The sequence below is a fragment of the Stutzerimonas chloritidismutans AW-1 genome (assembly GCF_000495915.1).
Classification (GTDB): domain Bacteria; phylum Pseudomonadota; class Gammaproteobacteria; order Pseudomonadales; family Pseudomonadaceae; genus Stutzerimonas; species Stutzerimonas chloritidismutans.
The window spans coordinates 74,408-88,652 of sequence record NZ_AOFQ01000007.1 but is presented as its reverse complement, the minus strand read 5'-3'; the positions used below and the strand labels follow the sequence as shown (position 1 = coordinate 88,652).

General features: G+C 64.9%; 15 protein-coding genes. 10 read left to right on the top strand and 5 right to left on the bottom strand.

The window, feature by feature from the left end; genetic code table 11:
- Positions 1-13 precede the first annotated feature (13 nt).
- The 3 genes from xth to F753_RS28530 form a co-directional block, all read right to left on the bottom strand.
- Positions 14-859, bottom strand: a complete 846-nt coding sequence (xth, locus tag F753_RS28540; RefSeq protein ID WP_023444128.1) for an exodeoxyribonuclease III — start codon at positions 857-859, stop codon at positions 14-16.
- Between the two features lie 83 nt (positions 860-942).
- Entirely contained in the window at positions 943-2,301 is a 1,359-nt protein-coding gene (locus F753_RS28535) for a heavy metal sensor histidine kinase (RefSeq protein WP_023444127.1), read from the bottom strand.
- Entirely contained in the window at positions 2,298-2,972 is a 675-nt protein-coding gene (locus tag F753_RS28530) for a heavy metal response regulator transcription factor (protein ID WP_023444126.1), read from the bottom strand. Before F753_RS28530 ends, F753_RS28535 begins: the two co-directional genes overlap by 4 nt.
- A 141-nt stretch (positions 2,973-3,113) precedes the next feature.
- Between F753_RS28530 and F753_RS28525 the strand changes: the two genes are divergently transcribed.
- Together F753_RS28525 and uraH are read left to right on the top strand one after the other, a co-directional pair.
- Entirely contained in the window at positions 3,114-3,617 is a 504-nt protein-coding gene (locus F753_RS28525) for a GlcG/HbpS family heme-binding protein (protein WP_031297216.1), read from the top strand.
- A gap of 16 nt (positions 3,618-3,633) precedes the next feature.
- A complete protein-coding gene (uraH, locus tag F753_RS28520; protein ID WP_023444124.1) occupies positions 3,634-4,044 on the top strand; it encodes a hydroxyisourate hydrolase in 411 nt (136 codons plus the stop codon).
- Between the two features lie 5 nt (positions 4,045-4,049).
- On the opposite strand, the gene F753_RS28515 is transcribed toward uraH, so the two are convergent.
- Positions 4,050-4,958, bottom strand: coding sequence for a LysR family transcriptional regulator (locus F753_RS28515; protein WP_014819402.1), 909 nt, complete (start codon positions 4,956-4,958; stop codon positions 4,050-4,052).
- Positions 4,959-5,067: 109 nt separating this feature from the next.
- Here F753_RS28515 and gcl point away from each other — a divergent pair, with 109 nt between their 5' ends.
- The 5 genes from gcl (at position 5,068) to pyk (ending at position 11,813) form a co-directional block, all read left to right on the top strand.
- The gene (gene gcl, locus F753_RS28510) at positions 5,068-6,849 is read left to right on the top strand and encodes a glyoxylate carboligase (protein WP_023444123.1); all 1,782 of its coding nucleotides are present in this window, start codon (positions 5,068-5,070) and stop codon (positions 6,847-6,849) included.
- A gap of 215 nt (positions 6,850-7,064) precedes the next feature.
- Positions 7,065-7,847, top strand: coding sequence for a hydroxypyruvate isomerase (hyi, locus tag F753_RS28505; protein WP_023444122.1), 783 nt, complete (start codon positions 7,065-7,067; stop codon positions 7,845-7,847).
- 28 nt (positions 7,848-7,875) lie between these two features.
- Positions 7,876-8,766 carry a 2-hydroxy-3-oxopropionate reductase gene (locus F753_RS28500; RefSeq protein ID WP_023444121.1) on the top strand — a complete coding sequence of 297 codons (891 nt, stop codon included), beginning with the start codon at positions 7,876-7,878 and terminating at the stop codon, positions 8,764-8,766.
- 327 nt (positions 8,767-9,093) lie between these two features.
- Positions 9,094-10,365: a glycerate kinase type-2 family protein gene (locus F753_RS28495; protein WP_023444120.1), complete on the top strand. Its 1,272-nt coding sequence runs from the start codon at positions 9,094-9,096 to the stop codon at positions 10,363-10,365.
- 32 nt (positions 10,366-10,397) lie between these two features.
- Positions 10,398-11,813 (top strand): pyruvate kinase, encoded by a 1,416-nt coding sequence (gene pyk / locus F753_RS28490; RefSeq protein WP_023444119.1) that lies wholly within the window; start codon positions 10,398-10,400, stop codon positions 11,811-11,813.
- A gap of 35 nt (positions 11,814-11,848) precedes the next feature.
- Here pyk and F753_RS28485 read toward each other — a convergent pair whose 3' ends face one another.
- Complete coding sequence (locus tag F753_RS28485) at positions 11,849-12,073, bottom strand: DUF2188 domain-containing protein (protein ID WP_003285107.1); 225 nt, start codon at positions 12,071-12,073, stop codon at positions 11,849-11,851.
- 273 nt (positions 12,074-12,346) lie between these two features.
- On the opposite strand from F753_RS28485, the gene hmpA reads away from it, so the two are divergent.
- The 3 genes from hmpA to F753_RS28470 all read left to right on the top strand — a co-directional run bounded on the left by hmpA (position 12,347) and on the right by F753_RS28470 (position 14,215).
- On the top strand, positions 12,347-13,525 hold the full coding sequence (gene hmpA, locus F753_RS28480) for an NO-inducible flavohemoprotein (RefSeq protein ID WP_023444118.1): 1,179 nt from the start codon (positions 12,347-12,349) through the stop codon (positions 13,523-13,525).
- A gap of 51 nt (positions 13,526-13,576) precedes the next feature.
- Positions 13,577-13,810 (top strand): hypothetical protein, encoded by a 234-nt coding sequence (locus F753_RS28475; RefSeq protein WP_014819394.1) that lies wholly within the window; start codon positions 13,577-13,579, stop codon positions 13,808-13,810.
- Positions 13,811-14,044: 234 nt separating this feature from the next.
- On the top strand, positions 14,045-14,215 hold the full coding sequence (locus F753_RS28470) for a con-10 family general stress protein (RefSeq protein ID WP_023444117.1): 171 nt from the start codon (positions 14,045-14,047) through the stop codon (positions 14,213-14,215).
- Positions 14,216-14,245 lie beyond the last annotated feature (30 nt).

The window sequence follows — 14,245 nt, the reverse complement described above, 5'->3', positions numbered from 1 at the left end:
GCACCGCCTGCCTCTAGCTGCTCGCCCCCGTCTTGCCACGCTTGCTCGACTTCGCCGGCTCGGCCGCCGCGCTCGCGTCACCTTTCAGGGTTATCCAGGTAGGCGCATGGTCACTGGCATGTTCCTGGTCGCGTACCCAGCGATCGACGCCGGCATCCTGCAGCCGCGGCGCAAGGTCCGGGCTGAGCAGCAGATGGTCGATGCGCAGCCCGGAGTTCTTCTGCCAGTGCTGGCGAAAGTAGTCCCAGAAGGTGTAGATGCGCTCGTCCGGGTACCTGGCGCGCAACGCGTCGGTCCAGCCCTGCGCCAGCAGGCGTTCGAAACATTCGCGGCTCTCCGGCTGCAGCAGCGCGTCCTTCTTCCAGGAGCGCGGGTTGTAGATGTCCTCGTCGGTGGGCACCACGTTGTAGTCGCCGGCCAGCACCACCGGATGACCACTTGCCAGCAGACCGGCGGCATGCTCGATGAAGCGCTCGAACCAGCTCAGCTTGTAATCGAACTTCGGCCCCGGCTGCGGGTTGCCGTTGGGCAGGTAGAGGCAGGCGACGATCACACCCTGCACGGCCGCTTCCAGATAGCGGCTGTGGCTGTCATCCGGAACGCCCGGCAGCCCGCGGCGGATCTCCAGCGGCTCGCAATCGCGGGCCAGAATCGCCACCCCGTTCCAGGACTTCTGCCCGTGCCAGATCGCGCCGTAGCCGGCCGCACGGATGTCGTCGATGGGGAAATCGGCATCCTGCGCCTTGAGTTCCTGCAGGCAGACCACGTCAGGCTGCTCGCGCGCCAGCCATTCGAGCAGATTGGCCCGACGTGCACGGATGCCATTGATGTTGTAGGTAGCGATTTTCAGACTATCCACAAGCGCGTCTCTCACAGGCGGTTATATCCACCTTAGCTGTGACAGCGCAGTGCGGCTTCCCGATCCGGTGCCAATGATCGGAATCAGGCCGGCGTTTCGGCGAAACGCAGGGTGAATTCGGTCACCCCGGCGTCGCTGCGAACACTCACCTCGCCGCCATGCAGCTGCATGATCGAGCGCACGATGGCCAACCCCAGGCCGCCGGTATCGCCCGGCTCGGCGCGCGATGGGTCGCAGCGGTAGAAGCGATCAAACAGCCGCGGCAGATGCTCGGGCGGGATCGGAGGTCCCAGATTGATCACGCTGACCGACCGCCAACCTACTCCTGAGCCACTGACAATACGCACCGTGCTGTCACTGGCGCCGTAGCGCAGCGCATTGGCCAGCAGGTTCGCCAGCGCCCGGCGGATCATCTCAGTGTCACCGAAAAGCTCACCCTCGGTTTCATCGAACAGCTGAATGCCGCGCTCTTCGGCGACGCCTTCGAAGTAGTCGCACAGCTGCTCGACCAGTGCCGGCAATGCAAAGCGCTGCCGCTCGATGGCCGCAGCCGGCTGCTCGGCACGGGCGAGAAACAGCATGCTGTCGATCATCCGCGCCAGGCGTTCATACTCCTCCTGATTGGACACCAGCAGCGCGTGATAGGCCTCGGCATCGCGGTCCCTGTGCAACAGCTGCTGGGTCTGCCCCATGAGATTGCCGAGCGGCGTACGCATCTCGTGGGCCAGGTCCTCGCTGAAGCGTGACAGGCGCGCGAAACCCTGTTCCAACCGGTTGAGCATCTGGTTCAGCGCGGCACGCAGCGGTTCCAGTTCGCTCGGCATCGCCGATTCGTCCAGGCGCAAGTGCAGGTGCTGCACATCGATCGCCAGCGCCTGGCGCGTGAGATGCCGTACGGGACGTAGCGCGCGCCGGCTGATCAGCCAGCCAAGCACTGACGCCAGCAGCGCACCGAGGCTCAACGCCCACCACAGCTTCACACGGTAGGCGGCGAGCATCTGTTCGCGCTCGACGAGCATGCGCCCGGCGACCAGCGTCAGCCCCGCCTCGCCCGGCAGCCGCCGCCAGGCCAGCCGCGCTCCATCAGTATCGGTCAGCGCCGCAGCATCGCCGGCCGGCAGCGGTGGTATAGCCAGCCGCGCCGGGTTGATTTCGATCAGCGCGCGCCCCTGAGCGTCGAGCAACCAGAGCAGGCTGTCGCGATTGCCCAGCATGTTTTCGTAAAGCTGGGGACGCTGCCGAAGCGCCTCGACGCTGGCGCTGTCCTCGAGCAGGGCCTGCATGCGCTCCAGCCGACCGAGCAGCGCCTGATCGTCACGCCAACTGATTTCCCGGTCCAGCGAGCGGTACAGATAGAGGCCGATGGCACCGAGCAGCACCACCGCCACCAGGGCGAAAGCGATGGCCAGGCGCAGGCTGAGCGAGCGCGGCAACAGCCTCACGATGCCGTCTCCAGCACGTAACCCATACCGCGCACGGTGTGGATGAGCTTGAGCGGATAGGGATCGTCGACCTTTGCGCGCAGGCGGCGGATCGCGACGTCGACCACGTTGGTGTCGCTGTCGAAATTCATCTGCCAGACCTGCGAAGCGATCTGCGCGCGGGACAGCACCTCGCCCTGGCGACTGAGCAACAGATGCAGCAAGGCGAACTCCTTGTTGGTCAGGCTGATGCGCTCGCCCTGGCGAGTAACGCGGCGGCGCAGCAGGTCCAGCTCCAGATCGGCGATGTGAAAGCGTTCGACCTCGCGCGGCGGCCCGCGGCGCAGCAGAGTGCGTACCCGCGCCAGCAGCTCGGCGTAGGAGAACGGTTTGACCAGATAGTCGTCGGCGCCCAGCTCCAGCCCGCGCACACGGTCTTCCACCGCATCGCGCGCCGTCAGGAACAGCACCGGCGTATGCGTCGAACGCTTGCGCACCACCTGCACCAGCTGCCAACCATCGAGCCCCGGCAGCATGACGTCGAGGATCACCAGGTCGAAGGTCTCCTCCTCGATCAGGTGTTTGCCGTCGACGCCGTTGCGCGCGACCTCGACGCGGTAGCCGGACTCCTCCAACCCACGCTTGAGGTAGTCGGCCGTCTTGGCCTCGTCCTCCACCACCAGAATTCGCATCGGATCACCTCGCTGATGGCGCATAGGTTATGGCGCCGCCGCACTGCGAGCCATTACAAAAGCGTAATGCGCAGGCAACGGTTCTGACGGGCAGGCATCGGCACCATGCGCCCCGAAGCCAAGTCACCCAAGGAAACCGATATGCGTATCGCAGCCACACTGTCATTGCTGACGCTGGCATTACTTACCCCGGCCCTAAGCGCCAACGCCGCCACGCCAGCACCGATCACCCAGCAGAACGTCTCGCTGGCCCTGGCCGACGGCCTGATCCAGCAGACCCTGGATGCCTGCCACGCACAGAACCGCACCGCGGTAGTCGCCGTGGTCGATCGCGGCGGCAACCTGGTTGCCCTGCGCCGCGACGACAACGTCGGTCCGCACAACACCCTGGCCGCGCAGCGCAAGGCCTACACCGCGCTGTCGAGCAAGGCCCCGACCCGCCTGTTCGCCGAACGCGCCGCCGCTACGCCGGATGCCGCCAACCTCAATACGCTGGATGAGCTGCTGCTACTCGGCGGTGGCGTGCCGCTGAAGGTCGGCGACGAGGTGATTGGTGCCATCGGCGTGGCCGGTGCCGGCGGTGCCAAGAACGACGAGGCCTGCGCCATGGCCGCCATCGAAAAACTGCTGCCCTCCTCCCACTGAAGAAAAGGAAAACACCATGAAAGCACTACGTTCAATCGCTGCCGGCTTGATGCTCAGTGGCCTGTCCGGTCTCACCCTGGCTGCCGGCAACCCGCTCAGCGTGCACGTGCTGAATCTGGAGAACGGCCTGCCGTCACCGGACGTGCGCGTCACCCTGGAACAACGTCAGGGTGATGCCTGGAAATCACTCAATAGTGGCGAGACCAACGCCCAAGGCCGCATCACCGCGCTCTACCCAGAAGGCAAGGCGCTGGAAAAGGGGACCTACCGCGTCACCTTCATGACTGGCGACTGGTTCGCCACGCAGAAGGCCAGCACCTTTTTCCCCGAAGTTCCGGTGATCTTCGAAGCCGATGGCAGCGTCGAGCACTACCACATCCCGCTGCTGCTGAGCCCCTACGGCTTCTCCACCTACCGCGGCAACTGAGCCGCTCAGCGCACTTCCCAATAGCCCGGTGCGTTGTAGATGTCCTTCAGATAGTCGATGAAGAATCGCACCTTGGCCGGCAGGTAGCGCTGCTGCGGGTACACCGCCTGGATGTCGTAGGCCGGCAACGCGTACTCGTCGAGTACCGTGACCAGCTCGCCACGCTTGAGCTCGGCCTGGATCTCCCAGGTCGAGCGCCAGCCGATGCCCAGGCCCTGCTTGACCCAGTCGAACAGCAGCTCACCGTCATTGCAGTCCAGATTGCCAGCCACGCGGATCGCCACCTGCCTGCCGTCGCGCAGGAAGGTCCAGCCACGCTGCTGCCCGCCCTGCAGGTTGAAGGCCAGGCAGTTGTGCTGCGTCAGCTCTTCCAATGCCGTCGGCGTGCCATGGCGGGCGAAGTACTCCGGCGAGCCGCAGACCACCCGCCTGTTCGGAAACAGCCGCACCGCCACATAGTTGGGGTCGGTCACCTCGCCGATGCGAATGCCCATGTCGTAACCGTGGCGCACCAGGTCGACCACGCTGTCGGTGAAGTTGAACGACAGCTGCAGGTCCGGATAGCGCGCCTGGAACGCCGGTGCGTGCGGGCCGATATGCCGTCGCCCGAATGCGGCCGGCGCCGACACCACCAGATGGCCGCGTACCGAGGTACGGTCGTGGCTGATGCTGGCATCTACCTCATCGAAATCCTTCAAAAGCCCACGGGCGCGCTCCAGATACTGCTCGCCCAGATCGGTCAATGACAGCCCGCGCGTCGAGCGGTGCATCAGCTTCACACCTAGATGCCGCTCCAGCGCATCCAGCCGCCGGCCCATCACCACCGGGGTGACGTTCTCCTTGTGCGCAGCCGCGGCGAAGCTGCCGCAGTCGGCCACCAGCACGAAGCTGCGCAGGGTCGTATAGCGATCCATTCGATACTCCTGATATCGACAGAACTGAAGTCTCGACCAATTCCGCCAGCGAATCCAGGCCGGCATGCTTGAGCCACGTAGAAAAACTATCGAATAAGAGGAGTGGTCCATGGCCCGCATGAGAGCAATCGACGCCGCCGTCGCGGTATTGCGCAAGGAAGGCATCGACACCGCCTTCGGCATCCCCGGTGCGGCGATCAACCCGCTGTATTCCGCCCTGCGCGCCGACGGCAGCATCCGCCACATCCTCGCCCGCCACGTCGAGGGTGCCTCGCACATGGCCGAGGGCTACACCCGTGCCAAGCCGGGCAACATCGGCGTGTGCATCGGCACCTCCGGCCCGGCCGGCACCGACATGATCACCGGCCTGTACTCGGCATCCGCCGACTCGATTCCGATCCTCTGCATCACCGGCCAGGCGCCGCGTGCCAAGCTGCACAAGGAGGACTTTCAGGCCGTCGATATCGAATCCATTGCCAAGCCGGTGACCAAGTGGGCGGTTACCGTTCGCGAACCGGCGTTGGTGCCGCGCGTGTTCCAGCAGGCCTTCCATGTGATGCGCTCGGGGCGTCCCGGACCGGTGCTGATCGACCTGCCGTTCGATGTGCAAATGGGCGAGATCGAATTCGACATCGACACCTACGAGCCGCTCGCCGTGTACAAGCCGGCGGCGACCCGCAAGCAGATCGAGAAGGCCATCGACATGCTCTGCGCCGCCGAGCGTCCGCTGATCGTCGCCGGCGGCGGCATCTACAACGCCGCGGCAGAAACCTTGCTGGTGGAGTTCGCCGAGACCGTGGGCGTGCCGGTGATCCCGACGCTGATGGGCTGGGGCTCGATCCCCGACGACCATCCGCTGATGGCCGGCATGTGCGGGCTGCAGACCAGCCACCGCTACGGCAACGCGACCCTGCTCGAATCCGACTTCGTGCTCGGCATCGGCAACCGCTGGGCCAACCGTCACACCGGCTCCGTGGAGACCTATACCAAGGGCCGCACCTTCGTTCACGTCGACATCGAGCCGACCCAGATCGGCCGGGTGTTCGCGCCGGACTACGGCATCGTTTCCGACGCCCGCGCCGCGCTGGAGCTGTTCGTCGAGGTTGCGAGGCAGCGCAAGGCCGAAGGTCGTCTGCCGGATCGCCGCGCCTGGGCCGCCGACTGCCTGGAACGCAAGCGCACGATGTTGCGCAAGACCAACTTCGACAGCGTGCCGATGAAGCCGCAGCGCGTGTACCAGTGCATGAACAATGCCTTCGGCAAGGACACCTGCTACGTCAGCACCATCGGCCTGTCGCAGATCGCCGCCGCGCAGTTCCTGCATGTCTACCAGCCGCGCAACTGGATCAACTGCGGCCAGGCCGGCCCGCTCGGCTGGACCATTCCGGCGGCGCTCGGTGTGGTTGCCGCCGACCCGGCGCGCAAGGTAGTGGCGCTGTCCGGCGACTACGACTTCCAGTTCATGATCGAGGAGTTGGCCGTGGGCGCGCAGTTCAAGCTGCCCTACATCCACATCCTGGTAAACAACGCCTACCTCGGGCTGATCCGCCAGTCGCAGCGCGGTTTCGAGATGGATTACTGCGTGCAGCTCGGCTTCGAGAACATCAATGCCGACCAGAGCGGCATGGAAGGCTACGGCGTCGATCACGTCGCGGTGGTCGAGGGGCTGGGCTGCAAAGCACTGCGCGTGTTCAAGCAGGAAGACCTGCGCCCGGCCATCGAACAGGCGCAGGCCTGGATGGCCGAGCATCAGGTGCCGGTGGTGATCGAGGTGATCCTCGAACGGGTGACCAACATCGCCATGGGCACAGAGATCGACGCCATCAACGAGTTCGAGGCGCTGGCCGAAGGCCGGGAAGACGCGCCGACGGCGGTTGGATTGCTGGACTGATTCGCCCGTAACCACAACCGCGTGGAAGACGCTTCGCGGTCTTCCACGGGGCGGCCACCCGTCCTACCGGCCGCCGCAGTTATCAGCGACGGGCACCGAAGCAACCGTAGGGTGGATATCGCGAAGCCTATCCACCGCAACGCAACACCCAGGGTGGTCACCGCACCGCCGCAATGCAGACCGAATTTGATCCCTACAGATCAGGAGAGAGAACCATGCCCCGCTTTGCCGCCAATCTGTCCATGCTGTTCACCGAGGTCGATTTCCTTGACCGCTTTGCCGCCGCTGCCGAAGCCGGCTTTACCGGCGTCGAATACCTGTTCCCCTACGACCACCCGGCCGAGGAGATCAAGGCCCGGCTGGACGCCAACCAGCTGACCCAGGTGCTGTTCAACCTGCCGGCCGGCGACTGGGCTGGTGGCGAGCGCGGCATCGCCATCCTGCCGGAGCGGGTCGAGGAATTTCGCGCCGGCGTGGACCAGGCCATCGCCTACGCCAAGGTGCTGGGCAACACCCAGGTCAACTGCCTGGCCGGCATTGCCCCGCGTGGCGCCGACCTCGGCCAGCTGGAAATCACCTTTATCGAGAACCTGCGCTACGCCGCGCAGAAGCTCGAGGAAGCCGGCATTCGCCTGGTGATGGAGATGATCAACACTCGCGACATCCCGCGCTTCTTCCTCAACAACACCTCCCAGGCGCAGGAGATCCGCGGCAAGGTCGGTCACGCCAACCTGTTCCTGCAGTACGACATCTACCACATGCAGATCATGGAGGGAGACCTGGCGCGGACCATCGAGAACAACCTGGCAGCCATCAACCATATCCAGCTGGCGGACAACCCCGGTCGCAACGAGCCGGGCACCGGCGAGATCAACTATCGCTTCCTGTTCGAGCATCTGGATCGCATCGGCTACCAGGGCTGGGTCGGCTGCGAGTACAAGCCGGCCACCAGCACCGCCGAAGGCCTCGCCTGGCTGAAGACACACAACGCCATCTGACCCGAACAGAATTTGAGGAGAAACGACCATGGCTAAGATCGGATTTATCGGCACCGGAATCATGGGCAAACCCATGGCAAGCAACCTGCAGAACGCAGGCCACCAGATATTCCTTTCCGAACATCATGACAAGGCACCCGCCGACCTGGTCCAGGCCGGCGCCATCGCCCTGGCCACCCCGCAGGAAGTCGGGCAGGAGGCCGAGTTCATCATCGTCATGGTGCCGGATACCCCGCAGGTTGAAGACGTGCTGTTCCGCGACCGGGGCATCGCCGCTGGCGTCGGCCCGGGCAAGGTGGTGATCGACATGAGCTCGATCTCCCCCAGCGCCACCAAGCAGTTCGCCGAGAAGATCAAGGCGAGCGGCGCCGAGTACCTCGACGCCCCGGTATCCGGCGGTGAGGTCGGCGCCAAGGCGGCCACCTTGTCGATCATGGTCGGCGGTAGCGAAACGGCCTTCGAGCGCGCCCTGCCACTGTTCCAGGCGATGGGCAAGAACATCACCCGTGTCGGCGAGAACGGCGATGGCCAGACTGCCAAGGTGGCCAACCAGATCATCGTCGCGCTGAACATCCAGGCGGTCGCCGAAGCCCTGCTGTTCGCCGCACGCAACGGTGCCGACCCGGCCAAGGTGCGCGAGGCGCTGATGGGCGGTTTCGCCGGCTCGAAGATTCTCGAGGTGCACGGCGAGCGCATGATCAAGGGCACCTTCGACCCGGGCTTCCGCATCAGCCTGCACCAGAAGGACCTCAACCTCGCCCTGGCCGGAGCCCGCGAGCTGGGCCTGAACCTGCCCAACACCGCCAATGCCCAGCAGGTGTTCAGCACCTGTGCGGCCATCGGCGGCAGCGGCTGGGACCACTCGGCGCTGATCAAGGGCCTGGAGCACATGGCCAATTTCTCGATCCGCAAGGAGTAAAGCCTTCGAGCGCACTGAGTCGGGCTTACGACCCCACCTTCAGGGACAGACAGACCAGGTGGTGGGGTGAGCGCAACGCTCGGCACCAGTGATGCTCAAAGGGTTGGTGTGCAGGTACGCGGGGTCGGAATCATCGCGTCTCCCCCACGACCAGGGCCCCGCGCGCCTGCACACCAACCGCCGTCTGCGGACGGCACCTTTTCGATTCGCCCGGCACAAGGAGTCACGGCCCGACTGCCGGGCGGGTCGATTTCAACCCTTAGCGCTTGCATTGCCGAGCCCTAAGGTCTGCAATCGGCCTCTGCAAAAAGACCCAAGGAGCCAGAGATGCCCATCGATCCCCAAGCCCTGCTGCGCCAGCTGTTCGATAGCGCCATCGAGGCCGCCCATCCACGCCATGTGCTCGCCGACCATCTGCCCGAAGACCGCAGCGGCCGAGCCATCGTCATCGGCGCCGGCAAGGCGGCTGCGGCCATGGCCGAAGCCATTGAGCAGGTCTGGGAAGGCGAACTCTCCGGCCTGGTGGTGACCCGCTATGAACATCACGCCGACTGCCGCCGCATCGAGGTGGTGGAGGCCGCACACCCGGTGCCGGACGATGCCGGCGAGCGCGTCGCACGCCGCGTACTGGAGCTGGTCAGCAACCTCGAGGAAAGCGACCGGGTGATATTCCTGCTTTCCGGCGGCGGTTCCTCGCTGTTGGCACTGCCAGCCGAGGGCATCTCTCTGGCCGACAAGCAGGCGATCAACAAGGCGCTGCTGCGTTCCGGCGCGCACATCGGCGAGATGAACTGCGTGCGCAAGCATCTCTCGGCGATCAAGGGCGGCCGCCTGGCCAGGGCCTGCTGGCCGGCCAGCGTATACACCTATGCGATTTCCGACGTACCCGGCGACGAAGCCACGGTGATCGCCTCCGGCCCGACCGTCGCCGATCCGACCACATCGGCGCAGGCACTGGAGATCCTCGAGCGCTACCACATCGAGGTGCCGGCCAACGTGCGCGCCTGGCTCGAAGACCCGCGCTCGGAAACCCTCAAGCCGGGCGACCCGATGCTCTCGCGCAGCCACTTCCAGCTGATCGCCACGCCGCAGCAGTCGCTCGATGCGGCAGCCGAAGTAGCCCGTTCCGCCGGCATCACCCCGTTGATCCTCGGCGACCTGGAAGGCGAAGCGCGTGAGGTGGCCAAGGTGCATGCCGGCATTGCCCGCCAGGTGGTGCTGCACGGCCAGCCGATCGGCGCGCCCTGCGTGATCCTCTCCGGCGGCGAGACCACGGTGACCGTGCGCGGTAACGGCCGCGGCGGACGCAACGCCGAATTCCTGCTTGCCCTCACCGAAAGCCTGCAAGGCCTGCCCGGTGTATACGCCCTGGCCGGCGACACCGATGGCATCGACGGTTCCGAGGACAACGCCGGCGCACTGATGACCCCGGACAGCTTCGCCCGCGCCGAAGCACAGGGCCTGCGTGCCGCCGATGCGCTGGCCAACAACGACGGCTATGGCTACTTCGCCGCGCTGGACAGCCTGATCGTTACCGGCCCGACGCGTACCAACGTCAACGATTTCCGCGCCATCCTGATTCTGCCGCCCTCGGCCTAGACCGAGGACGCTCCCCTGCCAGCGAGCCCGCCATGAAACCCGACAAGAAGGTCAAGATACTTGCCACCCTCGGCCCCACCACCCGCAGCATCGATGATGTACGGGCGCTGGTCGCGGCAGGGGTCAACCTGTTCCGCCTGAACTTCAGCCATGGCGAGCACGCCGACCATGCCGAACGCTTCGCCTGGATTCGCGAGGTGGAACGTGAGTTGAACCAACCGATCGGCATCCTCATGGACCTGCAAGGGCCCAAGCTCCGGGTCGGCCGCTTCGCCGAGGGCAAGGTGCGGCTGGATCGTGATCAGGCCTTCCGTCTGGATCTGGACCCGACGCCGGGCGACAACCGACGCGTGAACCTGCCGCACCCGGAGATCATCGCCGCGCTGGAGCCGGGCATGCAGCTGCTGATCGACGATGGCCGCCTGCGTCTGACGGTCACCGCGCGCCACAGCGATGCCATCGACACCCGCGTGGTCGCCGGCGGCGAGCTGTCCGACCGCAAGGGCGTCAACGTGCCGGAAGCAGTGCTGGAGCTTAGCCCGCTGACGGAGAAGGATCGCCGCGACCTGGCTTTCGGCCTTGAACTGGGCGTGGATTGGGTGGCCCTGTCCTTCGTCCAGCGCCCACAGGACATACACGAGGCGCGCAAGCTGATCGGTGAGCGCGCCTTCCTCATGGCCAAGATCGAGAAACCTTCGGCGGTGCAGCACCTGCGCGAGATCGCGCGGCTGTCCGACGCGATCATGGTCGCGCGTGGCGACCTCGGCGTGGAGGTGCCGCCGGAGAATGTGCCACGCATTCAGAAGAACATCGTGCGCATCTGCCGCCAGCTCGGCCGCCCGGTGGTGGTGGCGACGCAGATGCTCGAATCCATGCGCTTCGCCCCGGCGCCGACGCGCGCCGAGGTCACCGACGTGGCCAACGCGGTCGCCGAGGGTGCAGACGCGGTGATGCTGTCGGCGGAAACCGCTTCGGGCGACTACCCGCTGGAAGCGGTGAGCATGATGAGCAAGATCATCCGCCAGGTCGAAGGCGGCCCGGATTTCCAGGCCCAGCTCGATGTGCACCGACCGAATGCCGAGGCAACGCTGCCGGATGCCATCAGCTGCGCGATCCGCCGCATCAGTGGCATCCTGCCGATTGCGGTGCTGGTCAATTACACCGAGTCAGGCCGCTCCAGCCTGCGAGCCTCGCGCGAGCGCCCGGCCACGCCGATCCTCAGCCTGACGCCGAGCACCGCCACCGCGCGCAAGCTCACGGTGGCCTGGGGCGTGTATTCGGTGGTGGATGCACCGATGCGCGATATGGAGCAGGTCAGCAGCCACGCCCTCGAGCTGGCGCGCGCCCAGGGCATGGCCGGCAGTGGTGACACGGTGCTGATCACCGCTGGCGTGCCGCTCGGCCAACCTGGCACCACCAACACGCTGCGTATCGAAGTCCTCGACTAGGTTGGCAGCCCACCCAGCGCACAATGGCCAAGCGGTCAGCCCTTGGTCTCCAGCGGGTTCTGCTCCTGAGGGTAGCGATGCTCCTCCTCGATGCTGCCGTCGTCGCCGTGGACGTTCACCAGCGCAGTACGCAGCTTCATGTAGTCGCGCGTCTCATCGAGAATGTCCTGTCGATTCCCGGCTTCGAGCAACGCGCGCTGATCGCCTTCTTCGCGTAGCACCCAGCGGTCATCTTCGTGAGTGATGTGATAGATCTCCATTGCCCTCTCTCCTGCTGTTGAATGAAATATCGCGGATCGCCCCTGGTAAGAAAGCTGCCAGCGGGCGAGGTTCGATCGTCACCGCCAAGGTGATTTCGACCCTTTAAGGTCCATATCACCATGAAAAGCCAAGGTTCTTTTTACCTCGCACATCCTGCAAACCTTGATTCAAGTCAATTTTCGACCTGGAACGATTGTTGAAAGCCTCTATGGCAGAACGTTTCGTGTTCGCCCCGCGAATACAGGACGACTTTCCCATCAGAGGAGTTAGCAATGCTTTGCGCTGAACAGACTGCCCTTATCAAAGCCACCGTGCCGCTGCTGGAAAGCGGCGGCGAGGCCTTGACCACCCATTTCTACAACCTGCTGCTCAGTGAGCATCCCGAAGTGCGCCCGCTGTTCAATCAGGCCCACCAGGCCAGCGGTGAACAGCCGCGTGCACTGGCCAACGGCGTGCTGATGTATGCCAAACACATCGACCGGCTCGACGCCCTCGGCCCGCTGGTCGCTCAGATCATCAACAAGCATGTCGCGCTGCAGGTACTGCCCGAGCATTACCCGCTGGTGGGCTCCTGCCTGCTGCGGGCGATCCGCGAAGTGCTCGGCGACGAGATCGCTACCGACGCCGTGATCGACGCCTGGGGCGCCGCCTACCAGCAACTCGCCAACATCCTTATCGGTCAGGAGGAGAATCTCTACCAGACCAAGGCCGAGGCGGATGGTGGCTGGCGGGGGGCGCGGCGTTTTCGCATTGCGCGCAAGATCGTCGAAAGCGCAGAGATCACCTCCTTTCACCTGCAGCCGGAAGATGGCGGCGCGTTGATGGACTTTCTGCCCGGCCAGTACATCGGCCTGCGCCTGGAGGTCGACGGCCAGGAGGTGCGCCGCAACTACTCGCTGTCCGCCGCCAGCAATGGCAGCGAATACCGCATCAGCGTCAAGCGCGAACCCGTCGGCGTCGCCTCGAACGCGCTGCATGCCATGCCCGAAGGTGCCGTGCTGGAGCTGTTCGCGCCGGCTGGCGAGTTCACCCTCGAACCGGGCGACAAGCCCCTGGTGCTGATCAGCGGCGGCGTCGGTATCACGCCTACCCTGGCGATGCTGGAACAGGCTCTGGCCAGCGCACGACCGGTGCACTTCATCCACTGCGCGCGCAATGCCGGCGTGCATGCGTTCCGCCGCAGCGTGGACGCGCTGGCCGAGCGTCACGCCCAGCTCAAGCGTTTCTACTGCTATGAGGAGCACGACGGCGCAGATGCCGCGCCGGATGCCGTTGGCCGCCTGACCGAGCAACAGCTTGGCAGGTGGCTACCGGAAGACCGCGACGTGGACGCCTATTTCCTCGGGCCGAAACCCTTCATGGCTGCCGTCCGCCGCCAGCTGAAGTCACTCGGTGTGCCGGAACAGCAAACCCGCTACGAGTTCTTCGGACCCGCTTCGGCACTCGATTGATCCATTCGGAGGCTCGCCCGGCGCGAGCCTCTCCCCGAAGGAGATTCAGTCATGCTTTATCACTCAGCTTCTCCACAACGCCTGATGGGCGCCGCAAATGCGCTGATGGTCGCAGGCATACTGCTCCTGCTGCTGGGCATCAGCGGCGCCTACCTGTTCGATCGACATCTGGCGATGGGCAGCATCATCGCGGCCCATGCGCTGGTCATCCTCGGCCCCACGGCGCTGAAGATCGGCTACGTGATGCGCCTTCTGGCCGAGCGCAAGACGAAACTTGCGGCCTGAGGCGCGGTTGGATAATTCCGCTCTCGGATAATCGTAATTCGTTCCTGCAACTTTGCCGCTTCGCCTGTAATTTCAGTCCGCCATAGTCATACGCAACATGGGGAAAACCATTCGTCTACACTTTTGAATTCACCGAAACTCTTGTCTGAAGTCTTCCTCTGACACTGTGAGGCTGATTGATCTCTCTCTTTCAGCCGTTTTTGAACGTGTCTATCCAATTGAGGAGAAATACACATGGCAAATAACAACCCTGGCAACTTCGCCAACGATCGAGAGAAAGCTTCCGATGCTGGCCGCAAGGGCGGCCACAACAGCGGCGGCAACTTCGCCAATGACCGCGAGAAGGCCTCCGAGGCCGGCCGCAAGGGCGGCCAGAACAGCCACGGCGGTGGCCGCAGCAGCTAAGTGCTGAGGAGATGAAGAAGGGCAGGCGCC

Coding starts and splice junctions, on each gene's coding strand:
- hyi (WP_023444122.1), top strand. CDS start 7,065: ATGCCCCGCTTTGCCGCCAATCTGTCCATGCTGTTCACCGAGGTCGAT.
- F753_RS28475 (WP_014819394.1), top strand. CDS start 13,577: ATGCTTTATCACTCAGCTTCTCCACAACGCCTGATGGGCGCCGCAAAT.
- uraH (WP_023444124.1), top strand. CDS start 3,634: ATGAAAGCACTACGTTCAATCGCTGCCGGCTTGATGCTCAGTGGCCTG.
- F753_RS28500 (WP_023444121.1), top strand. CDS start 7,876: ATGGCTAAGATCGGATTTATCGGCACCGGAATCATGGGCAAACCCATG.
- F753_RS28525 (WP_031297216.1), top strand. CDS start 3,114: ATGCGTATCGCAGCCACACTGTCATTGCTGACGCTGGCATTACTTACC.
- hmpA (WP_023444118.1), top strand. CDS start 12,347: ATGCTTTGCGCTGAACAGACTGCCCTTATCAAAGCCACCGTGCCGCTG.
- F753_RS28485 (WP_003285107.1), bottom strand. CDS start 12,073: ATGGAGATCTATCACATCACTCACGAAGATGACCGCTGGGTGCTACGC.
- gcl (WP_023444123.1), top strand. CDS start 5,068: ATGGCCCGCATGAGAGCAATCGACGCCGCCGTCGCGGTATTGCGCAAG.
- F753_RS28470 (WP_023444117.1), top strand. CDS start 14,045: ATGGCAAATAACAACCCTGGCAACTTCGCCAACGATCGAGAGAAAGCT.
- F753_RS28515 (WP_014819402.1), bottom strand. CDS start 4,958: ATGGATCGCTATACGACCCTGCGCAGCTTCGTGCTGGTGGCCGACTGC.
- F753_RS28530 (WP_023444126.1), bottom strand. CDS start 2,972: ATGCGAATTCTGGTGGTGGAGGACGAGGCCAAGACGGCCGACTACCTC.
- pyk (WP_023444119.1), top strand. CDS start 10,398: ATGAAACCCGACAAGAAGGTCAAGATACTTGCCACCCTCGGCCCCACC.
- F753_RS28495 (WP_023444120.1), top strand. CDS start 9,094: ATGCCCATCGATCCCCAAGCCCTGCTGCGCCAGCTGTTCGATAGCGCC.